The organism is Neptuniibacter sp. QD72_48 (genome assembly GCF_047778065.1).
Lineage (GTDB): Bacteria > Pseudomonadota > Gammaproteobacteria > Pseudomonadales > Balneatricaceae > Neptuniibacter.
In genome coordinates this window covers 3,138,933-3,163,938 of the sequence record NZ_CP180547.1, presented here as the reverse complement: position 1 = coordinate 3,163,938, position 25,006 = coordinate 3,138,933, and the positions used below count along the sequence as shown (strand labels likewise).

Annotated in this window: 32 protein-coding genes; 16 read left to right on the top strand and 16 right to left on the bottom strand. The window is 45.0% G+C overall.

Features of this window, described 5'->3' with window-relative positions; translation table 11 throughout:
* Positions 1–8: 8 nt before the first annotated feature.
* The 3 genes from ACMXYX_RS14430 to ACMXYX_RS14420 all read left to right on the top strand — a co-directional run bounded on the left by ACMXYX_RS14430 (position 9) and on the right by ACMXYX_RS14420 (position 2,076).
* Positions 9–719, top strand: coding sequence for a hypothetical protein (locus ACMXYX_RS14430; RefSeq protein WP_415906164.1), 711 nt, complete (start codon positions 9–11; stop codon positions 717–719).
* 185 nt (positions 720–904) lie between these two features.
* Entirely contained in the window at positions 905–1,408 is a 504-nt protein-coding gene (locus ACMXYX_RS14425; protein WP_415896933.1) for a hypothetical protein, read from the top strand.
* 113 nt (positions 1,409–1,521) lie between these two features.
* Positions 1,522–2,076: a GNAT family N-acetyltransferase gene (locus ACMXYX_RS14420; protein WP_415906163.1), complete on the top strand. Its 555-nt coding sequence runs from the start codon at positions 1,522–1,524 to the stop codon at positions 2,074–2,076.
* 14 nt (positions 2,077–2,090) lie between these two features.
* Here the strand turns inward: ACMXYX_RS14420 and greB are convergent, their stop codons facing one another.
* A complete protein-coding gene (greB, locus tag ACMXYX_RS14415) occupies positions 2,091–2,597 on the bottom strand; it encodes a transcription elongation factor GreB (protein ID WP_415896931.1) in 507 nt (168 codons plus the stop codon).
* Positions 2,598–2,711: 114 nt separating this feature from the next.
* Between greB and ACMXYX_RS14410 the strand changes: the two genes are divergently transcribed.
* Complete coding sequence (locus ACMXYX_RS14410) at positions 2,712–3,143, top strand: hypothetical protein (protein ID WP_415882347.1); 432 nt, start codon at positions 2,712–2,714, stop codon at positions 3,141–3,143.
* 21 nt (positions 3,144–3,164) lie between these two features.
* On the opposite strand, the gene ACMXYX_RS14405 is transcribed toward ACMXYX_RS14410, so the two are convergent.
* The 7 genes from ACMXYX_RS14405 to dapC form a co-directional block, all read right to left on the bottom strand.
* Entirely contained in the window at positions 3,165–3,548 is a 384-nt protein-coding gene (locus ACMXYX_RS14405) for a hypothetical protein (protein WP_415896929.1), read from the bottom strand.
* Positions 3,541–3,813, bottom strand: a complete 273-nt coding sequence (locus tag ACMXYX_RS14400; RefSeq protein ID WP_415882345.1) for a hypothetical protein — start codon at positions 3,811–3,813, stop codon at positions 3,541–3,543. The genes ACMXYX_RS14405 and ACMXYX_RS14400 overlap by 8 nt, the downstream gene beginning before the upstream one ends.
* Positions 3,810–4,640 carry a putative RNA methyltransferase gene (locus ACMXYX_RS14395; RefSeq protein WP_415906162.1) on the bottom strand — a complete coding sequence of 277 codons (831 nt, stop codon included), beginning with the start codon at positions 4,638–4,640 and terminating at the stop codon, positions 3,810–3,812. The genes ACMXYX_RS14400 and ACMXYX_RS14395 overlap by 4 nt, the downstream gene beginning before the upstream one ends.
* 2 nt (positions 4,641–4,642) lie before the next feature.
* Complete coding sequence (gene dapE, locus ACMXYX_RS14390; protein WP_415906161.1) at positions 4,643–5,788, bottom strand: succinyl-diaminopimelate desuccinylase; 1,146 nt, start codon at positions 5,786–5,788, stop codon at positions 4,643–4,645.
* A 182-nt stretch (positions 5,789–5,970) separates the two neighbouring features.
* Positions 5,971–7,002 (bottom strand): 2,3,4,5-tetrahydropyridine-2,6-dicarboxylate N-succinyltransferase, encoded by a 1,032-nt coding sequence (gene dapD, locus ACMXYX_RS14385; RefSeq protein WP_415895130.1) that lies wholly within the window; start codon positions 7,000–7,002, stop codon positions 5,971–5,973.
* Between the two features lie 52 nt (positions 7,003–7,054).
* Positions 7,055–7,399: an ArsC family reductase gene (locus ACMXYX_RS14380; protein WP_415896925.1), complete on the bottom strand. Its 345-nt coding sequence runs from the start codon at positions 7,397–7,399 to the stop codon at positions 7,055–7,057.
* A gap of 20 nt (positions 7,400–7,419) precedes the next feature.
* Positions 7,420–8,616 carry a succinyldiaminopimelate transaminase gene (dapC, locus tag ACMXYX_RS14375; RefSeq protein ID WP_415895129.1) on the bottom strand — a complete coding sequence of 399 codons (1,197 nt, stop codon included), beginning with the start codon at positions 8,614–8,616 and terminating at the stop codon, positions 7,420–7,422.
* 229 nt (positions 8,617–8,845) lie between these two features.
* Between dapC and ACMXYX_RS14370 the strand changes: the two genes are divergently transcribed.
* Positions 8,846–9,193: a PilZ domain-containing protein gene (locus tag ACMXYX_RS14370; RefSeq protein WP_415882339.1), complete on the top strand. Its 348-nt coding sequence runs from the start codon at positions 8,846–8,848 to the stop codon at positions 9,191–9,193.
* Here ACMXYX_RS14370 and ACMXYX_RS14365 read toward each other — a convergent pair.
* A complete protein-coding gene (locus ACMXYX_RS14365) occupies positions 9,186–12,377 on the bottom strand; it encodes an efflux RND transporter permease subunit (protein WP_415906160.1) in 3,192 nt (1,063 codons plus the stop codon). The two genes, ACMXYX_RS14370 and ACMXYX_RS14365, sit on opposite strands and share 8 nt — an antisense overlap.
* Entirely contained in the window at positions 12,370–13,668 is a 1,299-nt protein-coding gene (locus tag ACMXYX_RS14360; RefSeq protein WP_415882337.1) for an efflux RND transporter periplasmic adaptor subunit, read from the bottom strand. Before ACMXYX_RS14360 ends, ACMXYX_RS14365 begins: the two co-directional genes overlap by 8 nt.
* A 141-nt stretch (positions 13,669–13,809) precedes the next feature.
* On the opposite strand from ACMXYX_RS14360, the gene ACMXYX_RS14355 reads away from it, so the two are divergent.
* From ACMXYX_RS14355 to ACMXYX_RS14345, 3 genes are read left to right on the top strand one after another with little or no spacing between them, the layout of a single operon-like run.
* Positions 13,810–14,658, top strand: a complete 849-nt coding sequence (locus ACMXYX_RS14355) for an alpha/beta fold hydrolase (protein ID WP_415906159.1) — start codon at positions 13,810–13,812, stop codon at positions 14,656–14,658.
* A gap of 17 nt (positions 14,659–14,675) precedes the next feature.
* The gene (locus ACMXYX_RS14350; protein WP_415882335.1) at positions 14,676–15,680 is read left to right on the top strand and encodes a hypothetical protein; all 1,005 of its coding nucleotides are present in this window, start codon (positions 14,676–14,678) and stop codon (positions 15,678–15,680) included.
* A gap of 8 nt (positions 15,681–15,688) precedes the next feature.
* Positions 15,689–16,339 carry a DUF2959 domain-containing protein gene (locus ACMXYX_RS14345; protein WP_415882334.1) on the top strand — a complete coding sequence of 217 codons (651 nt, stop codon included), beginning with the start codon at positions 15,689–15,691 and terminating at the stop codon, positions 16,337–16,339.
* 38 nt (positions 16,340–16,377) lie between these two features.
* Here the strand turns inward: ACMXYX_RS14345 and ACMXYX_RS14340 are convergent, their stop codons facing one another.
* Complete coding sequence (locus ACMXYX_RS14340; protein WP_415882333.1) at positions 16,378–17,064, bottom strand: hypothetical protein; 687 nt, start codon at positions 17,062–17,064, stop codon at positions 16,378–16,380.
* A gap of 82 nt (positions 17,065–17,146) precedes the next feature.
* Here ACMXYX_RS14340 and ACMXYX_RS14335 point away from each other — a divergent pair, with 82 nt between their 5' ends.
* The 5 genes from ACMXYX_RS14335 (at position 17,147) to ACMXYX_RS14315 (ending at position 20,142) form a co-directional block, all read left to right on the top strand.
* Positions 17,147–17,989, top strand: a complete 843-nt coding sequence (locus ACMXYX_RS14335; RefSeq protein WP_415896917.1) for a fructosamine kinase family protein — start codon at positions 17,147–17,149, stop codon at positions 17,987–17,989.
* 82 nt (positions 17,990–18,071) lie between these two features.
* Positions 18,072–18,719: a pyridoxamine 5'-phosphate oxidase gene (gene pdxH / locus ACMXYX_RS14330; RefSeq protein ID WP_415882331.1), complete on the top strand. Its 648-nt coding sequence runs from the start codon at positions 18,072–18,074 to the stop codon at positions 18,717–18,719.
* Positions 18,716–19,393, top strand: a complete 678-nt coding sequence (locus ACMXYX_RS14325; RefSeq protein WP_415896916.1) for an alpha/beta hydrolase — start codon at positions 18,716–18,718, stop codon at positions 19,391–19,393. The genes pdxH and ACMXYX_RS14325 overlap by 4 nt, the downstream gene beginning before the upstream one ends.
* Before the next feature lie 12 nt (positions 19,394–19,405).
* The gene (locus ACMXYX_RS14320; RefSeq protein ID WP_415882328.1) at positions 19,406–19,873 is read left to right on the top strand and encodes an FKBP-type peptidyl-prolyl cis-trans isomerase; all 468 of its coding nucleotides are present in this window, start codon (positions 19,406–19,408) and stop codon (positions 19,871–19,873) included.
* A gap of 80 nt (positions 19,874–19,953) precedes the next feature.
* The gene (locus ACMXYX_RS14315) at positions 19,954–20,142 is read left to right on the top strand and encodes a YqaE/Pmp3 family membrane protein (protein WP_415882327.1); all 189 of its coding nucleotides are present in this window, start codon (positions 19,954–19,956) and stop codon (positions 20,140–20,142) included.
* 58 nt (positions 20,143–20,200) lie between these two features.
* Here the strand turns inward: ACMXYX_RS14315 and ACMXYX_RS14310 are convergent, their stop codons facing one another.
* Together ACMXYX_RS14310 and ACMXYX_RS14305 are read right to left on the bottom strand one after the other, a co-directional pair.
* Entirely contained in the window at positions 20,201–20,461 is a 261-nt protein-coding gene (locus ACMXYX_RS14310; RefSeq protein WP_415882326.1) for a hypothetical protein, read from the bottom strand.
* 414 nt (positions 20,462–20,875) lie between these two features.
* Positions 20,876–21,055 carry a hypothetical protein gene (locus ACMXYX_RS14305; RefSeq protein ID WP_415882325.1) on the bottom strand — a complete coding sequence of 60 codons (180 nt, stop codon included), beginning with the start codon at positions 21,053–21,055 and terminating at the stop codon, positions 20,876–20,878.
* A gap of 289 nt (positions 21,056–21,344) precedes the next feature.
* Between ACMXYX_RS14305 and ACMXYX_RS14300 the strand changes: the two genes are divergently transcribed.
* Together ACMXYX_RS14300 and ACMXYX_RS14295 are read left to right on the top strand one after the other, a co-directional pair.
* Positions 21,345–21,476, top strand: a complete 132-nt coding sequence (locus tag ACMXYX_RS14300; RefSeq protein WP_415882324.1) for a hypothetical protein — start codon at positions 21,345–21,347, stop codon at positions 21,474–21,476.
* A gap of 415 nt (positions 21,477–21,891) precedes the next feature.
* Positions 21,892–22,086 carry a hypothetical protein gene (locus ACMXYX_RS14295; protein WP_415882323.1) on the top strand — a complete coding sequence of 65 codons (195 nt, stop codon included), beginning with the start codon at positions 21,892–21,894 and terminating at the stop codon, positions 22,084–22,086.
* 101 nt (positions 22,087–22,187) lie between these two features.
* On the opposite strand, the gene ACMXYX_RS14290 is transcribed toward ACMXYX_RS14295, so the two are convergent.
* The 3 genes from ACMXYX_RS14290 to ACMXYX_RS14280 all read right to left on the bottom strand — a co-directional run bounded on the left by ACMXYX_RS14290 (position 22,188) and on the right by ACMXYX_RS14280 (position 24,532).
* Positions 22,188–22,643 carry a CopD family protein gene (locus ACMXYX_RS14290; protein ID WP_415896915.1) on the bottom strand — a complete coding sequence of 152 codons (456 nt, stop codon included), beginning with the start codon at positions 22,641–22,643 and terminating at the stop codon, positions 22,188–22,190.
* A 45-nt stretch (positions 22,644–22,688) separates the two neighbouring features.
* Positions 22,689–23,822 carry a methyltransferase gene (locus tag ACMXYX_RS14285; RefSeq protein WP_415896914.1) on the bottom strand — a complete coding sequence of 378 codons (1,134 nt, stop codon included), beginning with the start codon at positions 23,820–23,822 and terminating at the stop codon, positions 22,689–22,691.
* A 137-nt stretch (positions 23,823–23,959) separates the two neighbouring features.
* Positions 23,960–24,532, bottom strand: coding sequence for a YceI family protein (locus tag ACMXYX_RS14280; protein WP_415896913.1), 573 nt, complete (start codon positions 24,530–24,532; stop codon positions 23,960–23,962).
* 262 nt (positions 24,533–24,794) lie between these two features.
* Here ACMXYX_RS14280 and ACMXYX_RS14275 point away from each other — a divergent pair, with 262 nt between their 5' ends.
* Positions 24,795–24,977 (top strand): hypothetical protein, encoded by a 183-nt coding sequence (locus ACMXYX_RS14275; protein WP_415898259.1) that lies wholly within the window; start codon positions 24,795–24,797, stop codon positions 24,975–24,977.
* Positions 24,978–25,006: the final 29 nt, after the last annotated feature.

Here is a 25,006-nt window from a genome sequence, read left to right as displayed (position 1 = left end):
ATTAAATCATGAATAACGAGAAGATAATCAACCACTTTTCTAGTCAGCTGGAAAGGCTTCATCCAAGGATGATGGAGAATTATGAGAATGGTGACTTAAAAAAAGGGCACACCATATTTGTTTTGTCTGAATCGTACCTAAAACTTGGTATATGTGCTCATTTTCAAGGGGATAAAAGTAAAGCATCTATAAATTTTTTAAATGCATTGGAAACATTCAAACAGCTGATTACTGAATATAACGCCAATCCTAGTGACATAAATATAGGCTTAATAAGCCACGTAATCACATGGCCATATGAGTTAGCTTACTTATCTGATGATATGGAGAGTATCAAATGGTTACAATCCAATTGGCCTCTACAGGCTGAAGATGAATGCACATGGTATAGAACTTATCAAGAATTCTTGGCTGATATGTTTTTAGGTAATACTAATATTAACCAAAAAAGAATTGATAACCTTAAAAAACAGGCCTTTACTGATGTTTTGGCTCAAACAGACTTACTTTGTTCAATTGCTATAGCAGATAAAAAGGCAATTTGTGAAAGCTGGTTAAAATACAAGAAATACAATGATAAGCACATTAAAGATGAATGGGCAGATGGCCTGCCATCGGTTTTATCAATAGATGGCGCTGCCTTATTTGAGCTAACAAAAGAACATCTGGACGTTGCATATTGGCCTAGCGAGGAAAACTACAGGTTTCACAAGTCATAGAATTTGGGCTCCGTGTAGACTGTGAAGTTGCACCATTTAAATGTCTGCTTTGTGTCGGTAGACGACCTGAAGACCTCTAGAATGGCACTCTTAGTGCGGCATCATGCCCAGAGCTAACATAACAATTTTAACATCAGATACTAGTACAGATCGAATCAACAACTTCATATATACAGGGGATGTAAGTGTCAACCCACGAGAAGATAAGACATCATGAACGAGCTACTACTTTTGAGGGCATCTTGACAGGAGTTTTTAGCTGCCTCGTATTTGCCTTTTTCGTCTACCGCCTGTTTTCTGTTCTCCGAGATGATATTCCCCAAGAGGATATGTTGGGTCGAATAGTGGTAATTGTTCTTGGAGGCTTATTCCTTCTAGCCTTTCTAGTGATTATGACCTACTACTCAGTCATGAATATCATTGGGAAAGAGAGGTTTAGATGTACTCTGACAACAAAGCGTTTTTTATGCCAAGTTCCTATTTCTGCACTATTTGGTAAATCATTCGATATATCATTAGATGAATTGAGCAAACTCGAAAGAAAATATGATTCAGATGGTTCATTGGACGCGTACCTTCTTCATCTGACAACGGGTGAAATGATTGAAGTTACAACAAATTTTGGTAACCCAGCAGAAAGCTTTTTCAAGGATATTAAGCTCTTAAAACCAAACATAGCATTGATTTGAAAAACTAAATCATAGGGGTAAGGCCGCTTTTCACTTTAGAAAAGAGCGGGGGGCTGCTTTGTGTCGAAAGCAGACAAACTAAATTTTCTAGCTACCGTAAACCATCAGTAACCATGAAAATCCTATCTACCGAAAGACTAATCCTACGCTCTTGGCGAGATACTGATTCCCAGCCATTCTTCGAGCAGATAAATTCCGACTCTGATGTGATGGAGTATTTTCCAAGTACGCTGTCTCGTGAGGAGAGTGATGCATTGGCGACTGAACTGCAGCGTCGTATCGATCTGAATGGTTGGGGCTTATGGGCAGTTGAAGAGAAAAGTTCAGGTCAGTTTATTGGTTTTGTTGGTTTGAATAGTCCTTTGATTGAGCTGCCTTTTACGCCTTGTGTTGAGGTGGGCTGGCGGTTGAGTAAAGCGTTTTGGGGTAAGGGCTACGCGACTGAGGCGGCTAAGAAGGCGCTGGAGTTTGCGTTTGTCGAGTTGGAGCTTGCTGAGATGGTGTCGTTTACGGCGGTGTCTAACTTACGTTCTCAGGCGGTAATGACACGTTTGGGTCTGCGGGACACAGGGGAAAACTTCAACCATCCTGCTGTGCCATCGGAAAGCCCACTGTACGAACATGTATTGTTTAAAATCACGCGCGGTGAGTGGGCTAAATCGCTTTAGGCTTTAGATCAAGATTAAGCGTACTCGATCTTAGTGATTTCGTACCAAACTTCGCTGCCATCCGGTTTCTGTAAACAAACCTCTTCGCCAAGCTGCTTTTTCAGCAATAACTTTGCAAGGGGGGAATCCATAGAGATGTAATCAGAGCCAGCGCCGATCTCATCGGGACCGACGATGCGGTGGCGTTTCTCTTCATCCTCTTCATCTAACAGCGTAACCCAAGCGCCGAAAAATACGGTATCGCGTTTATCTGGTGCTGGAGCGCGGTCTACCACCACCATATCTTCTAAGCGTTTGGAAAGGTAACGAACGCGGCGGTCAATTTCGCGCAGCTGCTTTTTACCGTAGATGTATTCTGCGTTCTCGGAACGGTCTCCTTGAGCGGCAGCTTCCTTTACCGATTGGGTAATTTCAGGACGTTTTACCTTCCAAAGATATTTCAGTTCGTCGTTCAGCTCTTTATAGCCTTCGGCTGTAATGTATTTAGAGCTTCGAGGTTGAGGGGGGCGCCATCTTCCCATGGTGGTTTTTCTCTAATTTTTCTGTGATTTTCAGTAAAGAAGTTTAGCGTTTTGCCGATACAGTCGTCACTAGTTTCAACACTAGATTGTTACTTCCGGTTGTAGATAGGCTTTATGCGTACAGAACAGATTCAAACTCGAATAGAGGGCTATACCTCCAATCTGAGCCAAGCGGTTCAGAGTGGTAGTGGTGCGCAGTTCTCTATGCTGCTGAGTTTGATTCATTCTAACCAGCAGTTGATGAAGCCAGATGCTGTGCCTGCTGCGTCGGATGCAGAGTTTCGTTTACCGGAAACCCAGTCCAAATACCCTGATCCAAATGAGTTACATGATGGTCAGGTTGTAGAGCGACTGAATATGGCGGTGCATGACGGTTTAGTGGGTGATTTTGCCTATGTGAATGGCTATCTGCATAGCCATAGTAATACGCCACGTCAGCAGCAATTATCGTCAGATGAGTACGCTAAGGTTGCGTTGATGTCGACCGGTCAATTAATGATCGATGAGATTGAAAGCTCCCGTTCACAGATCCGTACGGCAGCTTAATTTTATTTCTAATTTAGGCGCTTAAGTACGCCACTGAATCTTTTCTGCTTCGCCCGCTTCTACCTTCCAGTATTCATCTGGATCATCACCATCGTTCCAGCCGCCAGCAATGCTTCGCACTTGTGTATCCATCTCTGAGGACGCTGCGTGTGCGCAGTCTAGGTCTTGAGCCCATGGGCTCTTATCCGATTTAAGCCATACGCTAGCCCATGCTTTGCCAGCCACTTTTTCGTGGATCATGACGGGTACGGAGTGATCACCGAAGCGCAGGCTCAGCTCGTGGATATTGCCTTTAGAGGAGATGATATCCATTTGGTCGGCATGTGACTGAAGCCAATTAGTGATTGAATCAAAAGAGCGATTCTTTACGTAGATTTCTATATCAGGGTGTCGGGTGTCAGTCATTTTTGTCGTCGCTAATAAAACGGATGATACGTAGTACGCTGAGGCTAAGATAACCTATGGCCGCCAGTATGATCCCTGCCACTATGATGATCAAGCCAATCAGGGCAAGAATCTCTTGAGCTACTGAGCTTTTCAATGCAAATTCGGCAGCGCCTAGGATAAGTACGCCGACAAAGAAGGCGACAAAGCCGATGCCAAAGATTACTAAATTTTGGCGAGGGTTGTCGGCTCTATGCTTTAGCCAGCGTTTCAGGGTTTGCTTCATAAGCGGGTAAATACGCCCAAATTAACATCTAGGGTGAGATCTAGCTGTTCTTGGTCGATGATTTTTTGTTGTGCTTCAGCTTTGAGACGCTGGCCGTGCGGGGTCATCGCCAATAAAGTGCTGATCTGCTCTGAGCTATTGAGTGAAAATTGGTAGTTCACTGTTACTTGTTTAGATAGCTTAAACTGCTCTTTTAGCGTATCAACCGGATTGAAGTGGCTCTCTCTAATCTCGCTGTAGATCAGTTTGCGTAGTTCGATCAGATGATCGGCACCGGGCCAAGCAACAATCAAACTGCTGCCGACTTTCATGGGCTTAGCCAGTGCTTCAGGCATTAAGCGGCTGAAGAGCACCAGTTGTAGGTCGAGCGACTGATCCGGTACTGGTGTATCAGCACCGGAAGCGACTAACCATTGAATCTCTTTGGTTCGAGCACAAGCAGCTTTTACCGCATGTTTGGAGATATCTAAGCCAGTGAGTTCAACAGATTGACCGTTGGCTAACAGGTGCTGGTGGAGGCGGTCTGTGTAATAGCCTTCTCCACAGCCCATATCCAAAATGCGAGCGCTCTCTGTATCTTTTAGTTCGTCTACAACAAGCTGATTGATCTGGTCGGAGAGTGTTTGGTAGTGGCCGCCATCTAAAAACTGACGGCGGGCTTGTACCATTTCTGTATTGTCACCCGGATCTTTAGAGCGCTTTTTGTGGGCCAATAATAGATTCCAATAGCCCTGACGCGCTGCATCAAAACTGTGGTTGTTCTCGCAGCGCATATTTTTGCCCTGCTGTACCAGCAAGGATTTACAAACAGGGCAAGTGAGTTGCATTACTAGTCCTTAACCAGCAGGCGAGCCATAACGTTCTCGTAAAGATCAGATAGGGTATCTAGATCTTTGCAGCTGATGCGCTCGTTCACTTTGTGGATAGTCGCATTGATTGGGCCAAGCTCAACCACTTGTGCGCCTGTTGGTGCGATAAAGCGGCCATCAGAAGTACCACCAGACGTGGATAGCTCAGTGTCCTGACCTGTAATCGCTTTAATCGATTGCTGGCATGCTTCCACCAAATCGCCTTCAGCGGTTAGGAATGGGTTGCCAGAAAGCGTCCAGTCGATATCCCACTCTAGATTGTGCTTGTCTAGGATGTCGCGAACACGGGTTTTTAGTTCATCCGCAGTTACTTCGGTAGAGAAGCGGAAGTTGAACATGATATCTACATGACCTGGTACAACGTTAGTTACGCCTGTACCGCCATTGATATTAGAGATCTGGAAGCTTGTTGGTGGGAAGAAATCGTTACCTTCATCCCAAACTTCAGCCGCTAGTTCTGCCAATGCTGGCGCCGCCATGTGAATTGGATTTTTGACTAGGTGTGGGTAAGCAACGTGACCTTGAACACCGCGAACAGTCAGTGCGCCGCCTAGAGAGCCGCGGCGGCCATTTTTAATGACATCGCCTACGTGTTTAGTACTGGACGGTTCGCCAACGATACACCAAGTGATCTTTTCGTTACGTGCTTCAAGGTGGTCAATTACACGGGTTGTACCGTTCACCCAAGGGCCTTCTTCGTCACTGGTAATCAGTAGCGCGATAGAGCCATCGTGATCTGGGTGGTGTTCTACAAAACGCTCTAGAGCGGTAATGAATGCCGCTAGGCTTCCTTTCATATCCGCAGCACCGCGACCGCAAAGCATACCTTGTTCGATATGTGCTTCGAATGGCGGGAACTCCCAGCGTTCTTCAGGGCCAGAAGGAACAACGTCAGTATGACCTGCAAAGCAGAAAACTGGACCTGAATCGCCACGGCGAGCCCAGAAGTTAGATACCTCTTCAAATTGAAGGCGCTCAATTTTGAAGCCTAGGGCCTCTAAGCGTTCAATCATGAGATCCTGACAGCCTGCGTCTTCAGGTGTTACAGAGCGGCGGCTGATAAGGTCTTTGGCCAATTCAATTGTTGGAGAGAGGTGCTGAGTCATAGTGAGGTTCCGTTAGGATGACGCGTGATATAGAGAAAGGCTAAAGCTGGAAGCTAAGCGTTATGAGCGTAGCTTAGTCGAGGCGGAGCTTAGTGAGGAAGCAGAGTTTACATGTAGTAAATGAGCATTCCGAACTAAGCTCCAACGCTGAATAAGCAAGCGCAATAGCTTAGAGCCAGCTTTTAGTTGTGCTTGTGTAGCTCTTCGTTAAGCTCAATCGCAGACTTGTTAGTCTTAACTTCGATGCGACCGTTCTGAGAGTTACGACGGAACAATAGGTCTGGCTTACCAGCAAGGTCAGCAGCTTTAACTGTGCTAACTTCGTTGTTCTGATCGTCAAGGATCGTTACTTTAGAGCCAGCTGTTACGTATAGACCCGCTTCTAGCGTACAACGATCGCCTAGTGGTAGACCTAGACCTGCGTTTGCACCTAGTAGGCAGTTTTCGCCAACAGAGATCACAACGTTGTTACCGCCAGATAGTGTACCCATAGTAGAGCAACCACCACCTAGGTCAGAACCGTTACCTACAACAACACCTGCAGAGATACGGCCTTCGATCATGCTTACGCCAAGTGTACCAGCGTTGAAGTTTACGAAGCCTTCGTGCATTACAGTAGTGCCTTCACCTACGTGCGCACCTAGACGTACACGAGAAGCATCACCGATACGGATACCAGCAGGTACAACGTAATCAGTCATTTTAGGGAATTTATCAACAGAGTTAACTGTTAGTACGCGGCCTTGAGCACGTGCAGCTAGCTGACGCTTTGGTAGGTCGTCTAGAGATACAGCGCCTTCGTTAGTCCAAGCAACGTTTGGTAGAAGACCGAAGATACCAGTTAGGTTGATACCGTGTGGCTGAACTAGACGGTGAGAAAGAAGAGAAAGCTTTAGGTAAGCTTCTGCAGTACTTGTTGGATTCTCGTCAGACTCAAGGATGCAAAGCACTAGTGGCTGTTGAGTGCCTTCTAGGATCTCTACGATTTCAGCTTGGTCTTCAGCGCCTACAGATAGGAATGCTGCTTCTAGATCTTTTAGCTGAGCTTCTTTGATTTCGATTGCAGCGTTGCCACCTGTGTAGCCAACTTTTTCAGCAACAGCGTTAACCATCGCATCGTCTGCGTTCAGCAGTGGTGCGTTGTAATAAACTTCTAGCAGTTCGCCAGCAGAGGACTTAGTGCCTACACCCAAACCGAATGCAAAATTCGCCATGATATTCTCCAGAAATATAAAATTTAAAATTCGTTACGTTGTTGCAGCGCGCTTAGCTGAAAAGCGCTGCGTATTCTGTATCTTTAAAGCCTACTTTGCGTTCACTTCCGGTATCCAGAAGCGGACGCTTGATCATTGCTGGATGTTCCAGCATTAGCGCAATGGCAGAGGCTTCATCAATATTGTTCTTAACTTCGTCTGGCTGCTGACGCCATGTAGTACCGCGCTTATTTAGCAGTAGTTCCCAACCTAGCTCATCAACCCAAGTTTTAAGCTGCGCTTCTTCTAGGCCGTTTTTGCGGTAATCGTGGAACTGGTAATCAACACCGTTCGCTTCCAGCCATTTTTTAGCTTTCTTGATTGTGTCGCAGTTAGGAATGCCATACATAGTAATCATATGGGGATAAATCTCCGGCCTTAAAGTGATTCAACGTATTCGCGGATACGATTTGCTGCTTCTACGCACTCTTCAACGGTTGCAACTAGTGCCATACGTACAAAACCTGCACCCGGAAGGATGCCATCGGTTTCGCGAGATAGGTAGCTACCCGGAAGTACAGTTACGTTTTGAGAAGCGAACAAACCTTGTGCGAACTTATCATCAGCAATCGGTGTTTTAACCCATAGGTAGAAGCTCGCATCTGGGCGCTGAACTTCCATTACAGGCTCTAGGATACGGATAACGCTGTCGAACTTGTGACGGTACTGGTCACGGTTATCGAGTACGTGATCTTCATCGTTCCATGCTGCAATAGACGCTAGCTGATGCTGAATCGGCATAGAGCAACCGTGGTATGTACGGTAAGACAGGAACGGTTGTAGCAGTTTTGCATCGCCTGCAACAAAGCCTGAGCGTAGACCCGGTAGGTTAGAGCGCTTAGATAGACTGTGCATAACGATACAGTTTTTGTAATCGTCACGGCCAAGCTCTGCGCATGCTTGTAGAAGACCTACTGGCGCGTTCTCTTCGTCTAGGTAGATCTCGGAGTAACACTCATCAGATGCGACGATAAAGTCGTATTTATCAGAAAGCGCGATCAACTTCTTCAATGTTTCCAGATCAGTTACTGCACCTGTTGGGTTGCTTGGAGAGCATAGGAATAACAACTGGCAGCGCTGCCACACATCTTCTGGTACAGCGTCGTAATCAGGAATAAAACCGTTTTCTGGCAGGCAGTTTAGGTAATATGGCTCTGCGCCAGATAGGTACGCCGCACCTTCATAGATCTGATAAAACGGGTTTGGCGATACCACCAATGCGTCAGGCGCGCGGTTAACTGCTGCTTGTGTGAAAGCGAAGATTGCTTCGCGTGTACCGTTAACAGGCAGTACGTGATCGTCAGCAGTTAGCGTGTTTTCATTCAGGCTAAAGCGACGTGTACACCAGTCGGCAATTGCTTGGCGCAGCTCTGGCAAACCTTTAGTTGTAGGGTAGTTTGCCAGCTTGCCCATGTTTTCAATTAGGCACTCTGCCACGAATGGAGGTGACGGGTGTTTAGGTTCGCCGATAGAAAGTGCGATGTGCTCTTTATCCGAAGGCGGTGTTACTTCCGCTTTCAGCGCAGTCAATTTTTCAAATGGGTATGGCTGTAACAGACTCAGATCGCGATTCATACGGGTCCTTTAAGTGCCCAAGTCGGGGCTCACTAATGAAAAGATGAAGCAAAATTAGGCGCAAAATTATACCTGAGAACAGGACTAGGATTAAGACCTAATTTTTCGCCTTAAAATATAACCTTTTGTAGATTTTAGGCGGTATTTCGCAGTTTATGGCTCTGAATAGGTATGAAGATATGATCAAACCGAACTATGCTGATGGATATCACAAAAAAGGTAGGGTTTTATGACTACCGAAAGACGAATATATCCGCGCATCAATACGGATATACCTGCAGAGCTTTCCACGCAAGATGGGGTTTCGGTCGATGTTGCTCTGATTAACATCAGTTTGGGGGGCATGTTGGTTGAAGGTGGGCCTGATATGAACCAGTTGAAACCGCCTATTGTCGGGGCTCCCCTAGAGATTTATGTCCATTTTGGTCTAAATAATCAGCCTATACATTGTCTATGCCGAGTGGTGTATAACCAGCGCCAATCTCAGCATTGTATGCGCTACGGCTTAGCCATCTTGAGTATTGATGACCAAGCCGCGGAAAGTTTGCAGAGCTTTATTAAATCCAAACTTAACTAGTAACTTGAGAGTTAGCTTCTTTGCGAGGCTCTTCAGGTAGACTAGGTTCTTCAGGTAGATCTAGACTTTTCAGACCGAAAAACTGACGGATATTTTCGATATAGGTCAGTGTTGCAGGCACAAATAGAAGAATCAGCAATGTGCCATAAGCCAAGCCAAAGACAATGGATACCGCCATCGGGATGAGGAACTGTGCTTGCAGGGAGGTCTCAAATAGAATTGGTGTGAGGCCAGCAATGGTTGTGAGCGAGGTTAGCAGTACCGCACGCAAACGTTGGCAGGCCGCTTCCTCTATAGCTTCTTCAATCGCCAGTCCCTGTTTTCTTAATTGCTTATAGAACGTTACCAAAACGATTGAGTCATTGATGACGATACCGGATAAGCCGAAGAAGCCGAATAGGGACAAAATGGTCAAACTTAAGCCCATAATGCCATGGCCTAAGATTGCACCGGTCAGCCCTAGAGGGATGGCTAGCATCACCGCGATTGGCCAGCTGTAAGAAGCAAAAACCCAAGCCAGAATAATAAAGATCAGAACAAGGGCGAGGAGAAGCCCTAGCTTCATATCATTCAGGGTTTCACGTTGGCTCTTATTCTTACCCTCAAAGCTGGCTTCGATGCCGTATTGGCTTAACACGCTATCGAGTTTGCCTGCTTTAAGGTCTTCGATTATCTCATCTGCATTGGCTGCGCTTTCATCCAGATCTGCTGTGACTTTGATGGAAAGTTTGCCATCTACGCGAGTTAAGGTATCTAAGCCTTGTTGCGCTCTAAACGTCACAATATTACTCAACGGCGTTGTACCGCCGTTAGGAAGTACGATTGGAAGTTGTTCTATGCTGCTAAGGCGATCGCGTTCCTCTTTGGGCAGTTGGATACGGACCTCAATTTCATCCCGATTATCATAGAAGTTTTGTACTTCCATACCATCAAAGGCGGTACGTAGTTGTCGGCCGACGCTGTCTAATGTCATCCCTGCTGATTTCCCCGCAGGTGTTAGCGCGTAGATCAGCTGCGATTTACCGAAGGGGAGATCGTCATCAATATTGTTTAAGCCAACATAGCCTTTTAGCACCTCTTGAAGATCTAAAGAGGCTTGCTTAAGTACATGAATATCGGTGCCAGATAGCTTTATCTCGATCGGCTTTCCAGGTGGGCCGCTGGTGCTGACATCAATAGAAAATTTCTCTACCCCTGCGGGTACTTGGATTCGGCTACGCCACTCTTTATTAAATTGAGAGGTGGAATATTTACGATAATCACCGGGATTAAATTCTACTAATAGCGATGCAAATTCATCACCACGGCTACCTGATGAGGTGGTGCGAGAAAAAGAAGCTTTACGCAAACGCTGGAAAGCGACTTTAATATTATCCCCGCCTAAGGCCTCATCGGCATCGGCTAAGGTCTCGTCCAGATGCTGAACAAAGCGCTCAACTTCTGCAAAGTCAGTACCCGAAACAAATTGAACATTGGCGGTCATTACATCGCGTTCAACAGCTGGGAAAAAGGTGAACTTGACTCGTCCCCCAGAGACCAAACCTATGGCGATAATAAAAACTGCAAAAGCGCTGGCAATGGTTGCTCCGCGGTATTTTATCGCGAATTTAACTAGCTTACGGAAGTGGATCTCTTTAAAACGGTTAAAACCTTCATCTAAACGAATGCGTAACTTCGACGGATGAAGGTCCTCTGCTTTCTTGATGCTGTGGTGCAGGTGCCCTGGCAAAATCAGGAAGCATTCAACGAGTGATGCCAGAATTACACAGATCACCACGGTAGGGATATCGATAAGAATACTGCCGATATGCCCACCGATCAAAAGTAGCGGCAAAAAGGCAGCGATGGTCGTCATGGAAGAGGCCATAACCGGAGCCAGCATGCGATGCGCACCGCCTATGGCGGCCTGTAAACCCGGTTCGCCACGTTGCACGTGGGTCAGCGTGTCTTCCCCGACGACAATAGCATCATCCACGATTATCCCCAGTGCCATGATCAAGCCAAACAGGCTGATCATATTGATGGTGCCGCCAATACCATAAAGGATGGCGAGTGTGGCCATAAAGGAGACAGGGATACCAATGGTGACCCAAAACGCTACGCGAGCATTTAGGAATAGAAACAGAATGGCGATAACTAGGATCAAGCCACCTAAGCCGTTTTTCAGTAGTAAATTGATACGCTGTTGAACCGGTTGCCAACGCTCATCATAGGTAACCATAGTGATGTTTGATGGCAGTGTCGGACGCGTTTCCTCTAGCCATTTATTGAGAATATCCGCCGATTTTAGGGTGTCTTGATTTTCGGTTCGACGAAGGCGAATCATGACCGCAGGTTCGCCTTTGTATTTTAAAAGAACCTGATTGTCTTTAGTGCCTAGAGATACATCAGCGATATCACCAAGTCTGACTAATCGGCCATTACTGTCGGTAATAATCGGCAGTTGGCGGAAGCCTTCTACATCTCTTTGCTGATTTAGGCTGCGGATCTGACGTGAACCATCACCCTTGGCGGCGGTACCTGCTGGCAGGTCTAAACTGCGTAGGCGGATGCTATTGGCTACCTGCATCATTGTCATATCCAACTCATTGAGTTGGGCCGCCGGTAGTTCTATTTGAATCTGTTTTTCCGGTAAGCCGGTAAAGTCGACTTTGTTGATACCTCGATCTAATAGCTCTTGTTCAAAACGCTGTGCAAAAGGGCGAAGCTCTTCTATGGAGCCATTTGAAGAGCTAAGGATAAGGCTGGCGATCTGCTCATAGCGCAGGATACGTTGTACCAGTGGCTCGTTGATATCAGAGGGTAGCTCGCTACGGACATTATCTATCTTCTGCTTTACCTCATCTAAGAGGTAATCAACGTCACTGTCTTCATCCACCTCTATACGAATCGAGGCAGAGCCTTGGATAGCGGTCGAATATAAGGTTTCGATGCCGGTGAGGGATTTTAGCGATTCTTCAACGGGGAGTACGATTGAGCTCTCAATATCCTCCGCAGCCGCGCCGCTCCATGGTACTGATACAGTAATCACATCTCGTTCAAACGATGGGAAGAACTGCGTGTTGAGTTTATTCAGGCCCCAAATACCGGCCAAAATCATCAGCAGCATGAATAGATTGGCTGCAACGCGATGACTTGCGAAAACCGCAGTGAGGTTCTGCAGTGGGCCTTGGTAGTTATTCATCTTTCGCCCCAGTCGATGCAACTACCTCGGGCGCGTTTACGTCTTTAACTCTAAGCCCAGAAATAGCGTTCGGCAGCTGAGTCGTAATGATCTGATCTCCGCTCACCAGCTGAGGGCTACGAATAAGCACAACAGGTTTGCCTTGTTGATCACTACTGTCACCAATGCGTTCGACGTCGAGTCCTTGCATGCGACCATCTTTAAGCAGGTAGATACGGTTTAAACCATAAAGTGCCATAGGTGGAAGCGCGATTGTCTGTTCTACAGCAGGAAGCTCTACGGCGATCGCTAAGGAACGGCCAGGTTCCGGAACATTCTGCTTGTCGGTGATTTTGAAGAGGGCATCAACACCGGCACGGCCACCATCGACTTCGGCGGCGATGCGATCAAGCTCCAGCTTTAGCGTCTGTCCATCCAACTGAGCGGTAGCTTGAATGACGGAGTTTATTTCTCGATTGCGCAGATTGGCTAACACTCGATTGGGGATTTGAGCACGCACTTCTAAACGATCGGTACTGTATAGATCTAGCAGTGGATCACCGGCGCGAACTCGATCTCCAGGTGCGACATGCAAGCGTGCAACACGGCCAATAAACGGCGCTTTGATGGCGGTGCGCTCAAGATCCAGCGTTGCCGCATCTAAAAGGCTTGTGGCGCGTTTTAATTGTGACTCTAGCTGAGCTAAACGGTTGGGGTGATCAGCAATGGCTTGTTCCCGTTGAGTGACCGCTAGGGTCTGCTGATGATAAGCACTGCGTGCGCTATCGAGCTGATCCTGACTGCTAACCTTGCGTTTGATCAGGTTTTGGTAACGGGTAACTGCTTTAAGGCTTAACTGCTGCAGTTTTTGCTCAATCGCTAATGATTTCTGATCAGTTTGATAACGTATTTTTTCGGCATCAATCTGTGCTTTAAAGCTATCGACATCAGCTTGGCGTTGCGCGACTAACAGTTGAGCATCACTGCTATCGAGCTGAATGAGTGCTTCATCCAAGGCGATGTTTTTGCCTTCATCGGTATCTACTGCTTCTACAAAAGCTGTTACTGCCGCGGTGATATGGGTCATGCGCGGAGATTCGACTTTGCCGTATAGAACAAGGTTAGGCTGGTGGATACTGGGTTCTGCCGAGATGGTTTTTACGCTCCAGACTTTCTCTTCGATCTTTTTTGAAGGTGCCTGAGGTTTGGTACTTTTAAGGAAATAGAAGACCCCGCATGCGAAGGCAAAGATAATCAGAGGGATCAATCGCCTAATCCAAATAGATGAACTAGATGAGGTAGTGCTGCTCATATTGTTTTCCATTGCTCAAGTGGAAATGTGACTTACGAACATAGTAGCTGAATATGATCTATAGGTTCAGCAATTGTTGCGTTTCTTTACAATTTTAGTGTGCATGCTAACTTATTGAAATCGCTTAACTCAGGAGGCCCTATGCATACGGATAGCATACGTTGTTTAAACCCTGTTGGATTTCATCGGATGGTGTATCACGAATGGGGAAGCGCCGAGAACGATCGAGTGATCGTCTGTGTGCATGGTTTAGCACGTAATAGCCGAGACTTTGATGAGCTAGCCTTGGCTTTGTCTCGGGATTATCGTGTGATCTGTCCTGATATTGTTGGGCGTGGTGAAAGCGATTGGCTTCCTACTGGGCAGGTGTATGGAATACCTCAGTATCTTAATGATATTACAGCGCTTTTAGCGCGTTTAAATGTAAATAAGGTGGACTGGGTTGGTACCTCCATGGGTGGTATTATCGGCATGTGCTTAGCTGCTCTGCCTAACTCGCCAATCAAACATCTAGTGCTCAATGATATTGGAGCGTTTGTTCCCGCAAGCTCCCTTAAGCGCATCTCTGAGTATCTTGGTGATAAGCAGTTTCAGTCTCTTTCTGAGGTTGAGGCCTATATGCGCGATACCTATGAATCCTTTAAGCATCTGTCGGACCGACAGTGGCACCACCTTGCTAAGCATGGTTCACGCTTAGATGAAAATGAGGTTTATCATCTTCATTACGACCCCGCTATTGCGCAAGCGACTGCAGATGCTTCATCAGAGGATGTCGATCTCTGGCCGGTATGGTCGGCGATTAATATTCCGCAGTTACTTATTTGGGGTGAAGAATCGGATGTCTTGCAGGAAGAAACCGTGCGTAAGATGCAGGCAAACGATAAACTAGAGCTAATCTCCATTCCGGGTATCCCTCACGTGCCATCCTTGATGGAATCTGAGCAGATTCATCAAGTACAAAACTGGTTACGTGAACACCGTAAAGATTAATCGTAGAGGAACTATCTATGGGCGTAATAACTCGCTGGCCCCAAGATCAGTTGTGTTTGAGTTACCGTGAGCGTGAGGATGCAGTTGCTGCGGTAGAGAAGGCATTTGCTTCGACATTGGAATCGTTGAAAGTAGATATCGGTCTGGTGGACATGTTTGAGGCGATCTATGTGCCTCTAGGTGCGTGGATTACTTGTCGTAAACGCCAAAAAGATGGCCCTTTAGTTATCGGTATCAATGGTGCTCAAGGTGCTGGTAAATCTACACTATTCAATCTGTTAGAAGTCATTCTGACTGAAGGGTTTGGTTTAAAAGTCGTCGGCTTTTCTATCGACGATCTCTACAAAACCTACAATGAGCGTGTTGAGCTTTCTGAAACAATCCATCCTTTGCTTCGTACCCGTGGCGTGCCTGGTACGCATGATGTGGATCTAGGTATCGAAATCCTAAACTCTCTGAAGAACAGTACTGATGAGAGTGTTACCAAAATCCCTGTGTTCGATAAATCGACGGATGATCGCTGTCAGGCGTCAGTATGGCAGGAGTGGGTTGGGCCGGCGGATGTCATCGTGCTAGAAGGTTGGTGTGTAGGCGCCGACCCGCAAAAGCCAGACGAGCTGATGAATGCGATCAATGAATTAGAGCAGGAGAAGGACCCTAACGGAGAGTGGCGTGATTACGTGAATACTCAGTTGGGCGGCCCTTATCAGGCTTTGTACTCTATGCTTGATGTCTTGGTAATGTTGAAAGTACCGAGCATGGATGCAGTATTTGAATGGCGTTCTCTGCAAGAGAAAAAGCTCGCAGAGAGAGTGAAATACATCTATGACACGCAGCAGCCAACGGAGCATCTTCGGATCATGGATGAAGAGCAGATTAAGAGCTTTATACAGCATTATGAGCGACTGACACGTCATATGTTAGAAGAGATGCCGCAAAGGGCAGATGTCACTCTATGCCTCAATAATAATCATAAGATCGCTGAGATTATGATTAATAACCCTCTACAGAGTTGTGGTTAAGGACAGAAATGATTTCCAAAGTTAAGTTAGGCCTATTATCTATTCTGATGGTTGCTTTAGTTGGCTGTCAGAGTGCGTATTACTCTGCGATGGAGCAGGTAGGTATCCATAAGCGCGATATATTGGTCGATCGAGTGGAAGACGCGCGAGAGTCCCAAGAAGATGCGCAAGAGCAGTTTAAAGACGCCTTAGAACAGTTTCGTTCTGTCGTGAGCTTTGATGGCGGTGAGCTGGATGCAGTCTATAACCGCCTACAAGGAGAATACGACGATAGCGTTGCAGCGGCAGAAGACGTGACGGCACGTATCAAGAAAGTAGAACAGGTGTCTGAAGATCTATTTGAAGAGTGGGAGGAGGAACTGACCAAGTACTCTAACCGTAAATTGAGAGATCAAAGTGCGGCTAAACTGCGCAGCACGAAAGTCCGTTACGCTGAGTTACTTCGCTCCCTTAAGCGTGCAGAAAAGCGTATGCCGCCGGTGCTAAGCGCGCTACAGGACAATGTGCTATTCCTAAAGCATAACCTTAATGCCCAAGCGATAGGATCCCTTAAAGCCGAGTATCGCGGCATCAAAAGCAATATTGATCTGTTAGTACGTGATATGGAAAAAGCGATCGCGGACTCGGATCGCTTTATCAAACAGATGGAACAAGGCTAATCTTCAGTTCCTAGTTCCCTTCTTGACCTAGTCTCAGATTAGATAGGGAAAAACGTCATAGAAGCCGCACCATGAACAACACGATTTATGGTGCGGTTTGTTTTATCTGCAATTACATCCGCCATCAAATCCTGCGTGCCAATCAGCTTGCCTAAAATTCGTTCGTAGCTGTAATTAGTAATCCCTTCTTCTGAAATACCATTACTCAGAATGTACAAGTTTCCTTGGGGGTCTTTGCGGTTATTCAGGTGCCAAGCCACGGATTCTAAATTACGAGCAGAGTTATAGAGCTTCTGTTGATCTAATTCATCCAGAATAAAGATCTCTTTCTTGCCGTTATAGGCTTTGTCTAGCATGCCTGTAACACCCGCCATCAGGGCAAATACACGATCACCTTGATAGTTATCTGAAAATGCTAAAGGCACTGCGTCGGCTCCATCTTTCTGGCCCAGTTCTGGGAATCCATCCGCTAAACGAGTGATAGGGAATAGTTGTTCTAAACGCTTCTCTACTGTCATGCCTGGGACTTTTTGCAGCTCTTTAGGATTGCGTTTATAGAGCTTAATGGTCAGATCACGGCTGAGTTTGCGGAGGGTTTTTAGATTGATATCCGCGACCATATCGATATCGGATTTAGCTAGATTTTTAACGTCAAACGGTTTGGCATTTTTATCCATACAACCAGCGGTAAAGATAAGTACCATAGAGAGTAGCAACAGACGCATAGGATCCCTTATTGATGCGTAGTAAAGTTCCTAAAACTATAAAGGTATAGGGATAGCCGATTCAAGTGGAGGCTGGACGACAGTGAAAAATTTGCAAAACTGGGTTGAACAGCAAGGGCTGAGAATCGATTCTGAAGAGCGTCTCTCTGGTGGCTGTATTGCTTCGGCTAAACGGGTGGTGCTGAGTGATGGTCAGCAGCTCTTCGTAAAGTCTGTTAGTCAGGCAAACGAAAGGATGTTTGAGGCTGAAGCTGCAGGGTTACAGGCTTTATCTGCTTGTGCAGAGTTATCCATACCAAAGGTTATTCAGTTTGATCGGGATGGATTGATCATAGAGTTTATTGAGCAATCTCCCAAGGCAGAAGACTTCGATCAGGTCCTAGGGCGGCAGTTGGCTCATTTGCATCAGATGCCTGTTCCTTCCTTTGGCTTCCCCCAAAACACCTTTTGTGGCCCAACCGAACAGCCTAATTCGCAGCTCAAAGATGGCTTTGAGTTTTATGCTGAGCACCGTTTCGGTTACTTAGCGCGTATCTGTTACGACCGCGGGATTATTGATAAAGAGATCATTGAGGGTATTGAGTCGATCAATAAACGGCTAAAACAATTGGTTCCAGATCAGGCTCCCGCTTTATTGCATGGCGATCTATGGGTGGGAAATGTGATTGCCAATAACCAGGGAAAACCCGTGTTAATCGACCCCGCAGTCTATTGGGGGTGGCCAGAGGCCGACCTTGCGATGACGGATCTCTTTGGTGGTTTTAGTTCGGATTTATATAGCGCCTATCGGGAAATAGCACCGCTGCACTCTGGGTGGAAAGAGCGATTCTCTTTGTACAACTTATGGCATTTGTTAAACCACCTGCTGTTGTTTGGAGAAAGCTATAGAGCTGATGTGATGGGTGTTGTAGCAAAATTCAGGTAGTGGCTTAAACGTATTTTGCGACCTTGATTAATGCTATAGTTGCAGCACATTTCTTGATTAACTTTTCTTGCAAGAGACTTGTATGACGAATAAAGGCGACTTAACGGCTGAACGCCGTGAATATCTGGCGCAGCCTCTGCGACGTGAAGATCTGATCAAAGATCCAGTCGCACAGTTTGCCAAGTGGATGGATGATGCACTGGAGGTATCTCCAGATGATGCGACGTCGATGACATTGGCCACAGCTTCTAAAGATGGAATGCCTGCTGCAAGGATCGTGTTGCTGAAGCATTTTGATGAGCAGGGCTTTGCTTGGTATACCGATTACCGTAGTCAGAAAGGGGATGACCTGTCTGAAAATCCTCAAGCCGAAATCATGTTTTATTGGTATGGCTTAGAGCGTCAGGTGCGTATCCGTGGTCAGGTAGAAAAATTAAGCCTTGAACAGGGGAAGCAGTATTTCAACGCGCGTCCGCTAGGTAGCCGTTTGAGTGCAGCTGCGTCTTGCCAAAGTCACCCTGTAGAAAGCCGTGAAGCTTTGGAGCAAGCAGTGCAGAACCTTGCTGATCAATATCCAGAAGGTGATATCCCTCACCCACCAGAATGGGGCGGTTATATTCTTAAACCTACACGTTTTGAGTTTTGGCAGGGCCGAGAGAGCCGTTTACATGATCGCTTCCAGTTTAATTTAGTTGATCAAGAGTGGCAGATTGAGAGGTTGCAGCCATGAGCCAAGAAACAGAGCAAACTTTAGTTAGCGTAGAGCCTCAAGGCGAAGCTACAGCCTGTGTTATCTGGTTGCATGGCCTAGGTGCTGATGGCTTTGATTTTCAGCCTATTGTTCCTTACCTACGTATTCCAGAGAACCTAAATGTTAGGTTTCTTTTCCCTCATGCTGAGATCATGCCTGTTACCGTCAATGGTGGCATGGAGATGCGTGCTTGGTATGACATTTTAGAGATGAATATTGACCGTAAGGTTGATAAAGCATCACTGCTTAAATCCAGTCAGCGAATTGCTAACTTGGTGAATGAGCAGATTGCTCAGGGTATTCCAGCGGATAAAATCCTGTTGGTTGGTTTCTCTCAAGGCGGTGCCGTTGCGTATCAGACAGCGCTAACCTTCGCTGAACCTTTGGCGGGGCTGGTTGCTCTGTCTACTTACATGGCAACAGAAGAAGAGATCGAAGCGTCTCGCACTGATGCCAATAAGGAACTGCCTATCTGGGTTGCTCACGGTACGGTGGATCAGGTTGTACCTGTTCAATTAGGTGAGCAAGCTTATGCCAACCTAGAAAATATGAATTATCAGCCGAGTTGGAATGCGTATCCAATCGGTCATGAAGTCGCGATTGAAGAGATAGAAGCTTTAGGCCGCTGGATGTCGCAAAGACTAGCGGTTTAATCGGAGATAAAAATGAAAGTAGAAAACAACAAGGTAGTGTCTTTTCACTACGCGCTAAAAAACAATGCTGGTGATGTGTTGGATGACTCTCGTGATAGAGAAGCGCTTCCGTATCTACATGGTCATAAAAACATTGTGCCTGGCCTAGAAGCGGCGTTAGAAGGCCGTGAAGTTGGGGATAAGTTTGAAGTTACCCTATCACCTGAGCAGGGCTATGGTCAGCGTGATGAAGCTAAGGTGCAGGTAATTAGTCGTGAATCCTTTGCTGGCTTTGATCAGTTGGAAGTCGGCATGGTGTGTCAGATGGAAGATGATAAAGGTGAATTGCAGCTAGTTGGCATCACAAACATCGATGCTGATGAAGTGACAGTGGATGCGAACCATCCTTTTGCTGGGCTTGAATTGAACTATGCTGTTGAAGTAATCGAAGTGCGGGAGCCGACAGAAGACGAGCTATCTGCCGGCCGTGTAGAGCTTTAAGGGTCAGCTTCGATTAAGGCATAACTCATTATGCTTGATGGTTTGCTGTACTCCACTCCCGCATTCTAAGGAGATAAAAGATGCGTTTGTTACTTGCTTTGTTAATTCCTTGGCTACAGTTTTTTACGATCGGTCGCCCGATAGCTGGAATTGTCTGCCTTATTTTACAGATTACCTTAGTGGGCTGGATTCCAGCAGCAATATGGTCTGTATATGCTTTGAGCCAATATCAGACCGACAAAAAGATTAAAGATGCATTAGATAAATAACGCTTAATGCATTCCACAGAAAAAGCCGTTTCAGTTTGAAGCGGTTTTTTTATGCCTGTTACTTAACCTTTTCCTGCCATTCAAGATCACCGATCTGAACTTTTAGCCATTCAAACCCAATCCGTTTTGCTACCGCAGCAGCACCATCAAGGCTCTTAAACTCCCGTTCCGACTTAGATCGCTGTAGATCTAGCGTGATGATTTCGTCCTGTTTTGTCACAAATTTTAAAGTCCATCCGCGTGCCATAGAGATAGGAATCGCTTGGCAAGAATCAAATACGCCCGCTTTAAAAAGTAACTTCACTTCCTTTTCTTGCATCTTCATATCCTCATTTATGAAACTTCTTTTATCTATATTGATAAGTCTATATCAAATAAGGATTCATCGCAAATTAAATGCGGCGTTTTTGTGCGTGTAACTCATTGAAAATAAAGGGAAAAATAAATAATTTTAAATTGTTTTTCTAAGTAGAAACTATGTTTGTAACTTGTTGATTTGTAAGGAATAAAATATGAGGTGGAAGATGAGGTTTTTTACAGAAAATTAGGTTTCTATTGATCTAAATTGATATTTGTATAATCAAGAATTAATATTGATTGGTTGTTTTGAATTGATTGATGGTTTTTGTGAGATTTGTGCTGTTAACTGATTGTTTTTTATAGGAAAAGGTTTAAGGAGGGCGAAAAAAGGGCAGGTACGATGACCTGCCTTATTTTTGGAGCGGACAGAGGGTTATGGCTTTCTTATTTGAGCTTCTACTAAGTCTAGAACTGCATTCATATTAGCGACGGCTTCATCGCTGGCTAAGGTTAATGGGGCAAGTTTAAATGTATCCAGAAAATCGATCATAAAAGGTTCTGAATTCATTTTTTTGAGTTGCTCGGCGGTCCAGGCAACTGTTTTATAAGGCATGACGCTTACCTCCTGAACAGTTATCGGTGACTCAAGCTTATGAGTCTTGGCGGAGCCTTATGCATTTTTATTATTCCGGCACTACCGGAGCTCCCTTAATGCTGGGGCTCGCCATTTAAGTTATGGTTCAGTTCATAAGCTTTTTCAAACTTAATCGTTACAAACGTAAAATTTTTCATATTCGCTAATGATCATTTCTTGAGCTAAATCAATAACCCCTAATCTCTAAAGGGTTAATCTAGTCACAAGTAAATACGAGCAATTCGAAAAATTTTGTGAGGGTGTCGTAATGGTTGATGTATATAGCATGGAAGTTCTGGTTCCTAGTCTGGCAATGATTGTTGGTATGACTGTCGCAATGGTTTGGGGATGTTTCAAAGTTCGCGACCTGATTAACGAAGACCAGAAAAAAGAAAGTTAAGTTTTCTACTGAGGTTGTTTGTCACCTTCCTCAAAGTTGTCAGCTTTTATCTTGTTAAAAAAGATCACTTAGGTGGTCTTTTTTAATGCCTGAAATAAATTCAGTTTGTTTCATTTTTGTCCGACCTCTCAGTATTACACCTTCGGCTAAACCCTGTTTATTGTCTGGTTATTTTGTGTACACTCTAACTTTACGTTATATGCGCAAAATATTTATAAGAAGTTATAGAGATAAAAAACAATAAATATAGAGAAAGGAGCTTCGGCTGTACTCAGTTTTATTTACTTGAGTTAGCTTCGTAAATTCTCTGGGGCGATCCAAATAAAACTGCTTATGACGATTGATTAAACGGATATCGTCATTGTGGTTAGAGAAGATGGATTCTGCCTTAATAAAAATAAAAAGGAGATGGATCGTGAATGAGAATAGAGAACCTGGGTTTTATAAAGTTCGTTATGGCAAGCGCTGGATCGCTGCTTTTTGGTGCGGTGAACTTTGGGGCTTACCTGATGAAATGAAACCGGGCGAAGAAGGTTGGGAAGCGGTTCTTGATGCAGAACCTGATGAAATAGGTGAATATATACCTATGCCCATGAGCCTTCAGGCCTAATCAAGCTCTGGGAATAACAAATTATAGAAAATGCAGGAGCACGCTTATCCGTGCTTCTGCTTGAATTTGCTCGAAGAAACTATTTTAGAAAAGGAACTATTTTAGAAAAGAAACTTTCCGCCACTAGCAACAACCACTGTAGCTATACCTAAAATTAGATTAATCGCGACAATCCTTCTGATCTTATTTAACTGTTCACCGGCATCGGGCCAACGGTTTTCTTTTACCGCCAGACTCAGTTTTTTATACGGACTGAAATACAGATGTCCGAATATTGCCATCATGGTATAACCGCTCAGCAGCATAATGTGGACATGCATACCAACGCTTTTAAACCCACCATAGATAGCAATCATGCTGTGACCACTGATGATCAAAAGCAGAATTGTTGCCCATACCCAAGTAAAAAAACGAGTAAATACTTGCTGCCAGAGTGCTAACCGAGCAGGAGGTTCAAGTTGTTCGGCTGCAACTGGTCGTAAACAAACATAGGCGAAAAACATACCGCCTACCCAAATAACTGCAGCTAAAATATGGAGGGATAATGCAATAAACATAGGCGTCCTCACTGCGGGAATTATTTCCCTGAATTTTAAATAAGCTTAACGTTTAATCGCTTTCAAGATGACAAACTTCTTATTGTTAGCGATAGTCTCACAATTTTTAAAAATCTTTTTGAGTGCTACATGGTAGCCAAGATGACGGTTGCCGATTACCCATAACTCACCACCCGATCGTAAGACTTTATGAGACTCTCGGAACATTTGCTGAGCAATAAAATCTCCGACCACATTTTGCTGGTGGAAAGGTGGATTGTTTAACACCAAGTCACAACTATTCTTCTGAATACCAGCTAGGCAATCGGTTGCTTGGAAAGTTGCTTTTCGACTGTCGCCAAAGGCTTCTCTGAAATTAGCTTCGGCAGAAGCGACTGCCATAAATGATTCATCCACAAAGTGAACAGCCGCAGACGGATTCTTTTCTGCTGCAATTAAGCCTACAACCCCATTGCCACAACCAAGATCGATTATATCTTCGAATGAATCTGTATCAGGCAGGTGTTGAAGGAAAAAGCGGGTGCCGATATCCAAACTGTCACGGGAAAATACGCCAGCATGGTTGATGATCTTATGCTGCGTGTTCTCCAAAATATAATCGGATGGGTAGGGCGATTCTAATTGCGGTTGATTCAGATCGATCTCTGGAAATATCAGTCTTGCTTTCTTCTTTGCCAACGAGGTTTTTGTAGGGCCTAAATACTTTTCGAACAGTTTTAGCGTTGATGTATGAATAGATTTAACCATACCGCCGCCGATTACTTTAGTTTCTGCTGTTAATAAGGGACGTAAGCGGATCAGTTGGTCTTCCAGCATTGCTAAGCTTTTTGGAATTTTAATCAGCACTAGATCAAATGGTTCGGTGGGGTAATCCAAACTGTTACATAGGGTTATGGCTTCCGCACCAATCTCGTTATCCGCTGCATTGTGTTTAATACCGGCATGGGCCAACCAAGAATCGCTGACCACTGTTGGCGCTTGGTCATTTAACACGATTGATAAACCGCCAAATTGATCATTAATAATCAAGATACGTTTTGGGTTTGCAAGGATCTCTTCCTGATCAATCTGATTTAATAGGTACTCATCAGCAGCGTCCCACGCACGTAGCTGTTCGTTTTTACGACGAGGATAACGAGATAGAGAAAATTGACCGAAAGGGGTTTCGAAGGTATTCATACGGGCCCAAAACTGATTCGAAAATTACAGGCCGCAGTTTATCACAAGGGGTGATTTAGAACGTAGCGTCGCAAGGGAACTTGGAAAAGAAAGAAACCCAGGTAAATGTACCTGGGTTTAATAACCTTAAGCGTGTTTTACTTAATGAAAGCTAGGTTAAAGCTAACCGGTACTGCGAAAGAGATAGATGGTAATTTTGCGATCTCTTTAAGTGCAGTTACACCAGTATCTAGCGCAAAATCCGCAGCGTTAATTGTGATGGGTTGAGCTGTGCTAACCAATACTTTGTTGTCAGCTAGCTTAACGACATTCACTTGAGCGGTAATCTCTTTTTCAACACCGTGAAGGCTTAATGTGCCAGTGATAGTCTGCGGCTGGATGGAACCAACGGCTTGTTTCTCAATTTGGTTTACATCTACTTGAGCCGTAAAGTTGGCCTGAGCAAATTTGCCAGTTTCGAACAGCATGTTTTGCATACGCTCGTCACGGATCTCGATACCTGTAGTTACAGATGCAAGGTCAAGATTTAGCGTTGCTTTGCCGGCAGCATCGATGCCGCCGCTAAACTGTTTAAAACTGTGGTTTTCTAGCACTTTAGCTTTCTTGATGGATGAGAAACTGAAGTCAGAATCTTGTTGGCTTAGCGTCCAGTCTGCTGAAACAACGGTGCTGAAAAGTGTAAGTGATGCGATGGCTACTAATTTTTTCATGGGTAAATATCCTTATTTTTTTGTAGTGATGGGTTTGGATTTTAAACAGTCGTTTACTTTTGTCTAGAGCTGAGTTGTTGAGGATCAAAGAAATACATTTATCCCTTTGATATTAAATGATTAAAGTTTTCGTTTTAGGTTAACTTTTAAGGCTGATAGAAATTAAATTGTATATACCTAAGATATTCTTAAGATGTACGTTGGGGTAAGGGGATAATTGCTGTATTCTTGCAGTCAGTTGACGATTTAGAGTTGAAAAATGATGAAGTCTAAAAAGAAATCTAAGGCTAAAAAGAAAAACAGCCAACTAGTTATTCGCATTAACGATGTCGAGCGCGATGATTTTGTTGCGTTGTGTGAAGAGCTAGATACGAGTGCTGCACGTGAAGTTCGTCGTTTTATTCGCGGGTTCCTCGCCGAGCATGAACAGACAGAAGAGGAATAATCCTTTTTCTACAGATTGTTCTTTCTTCC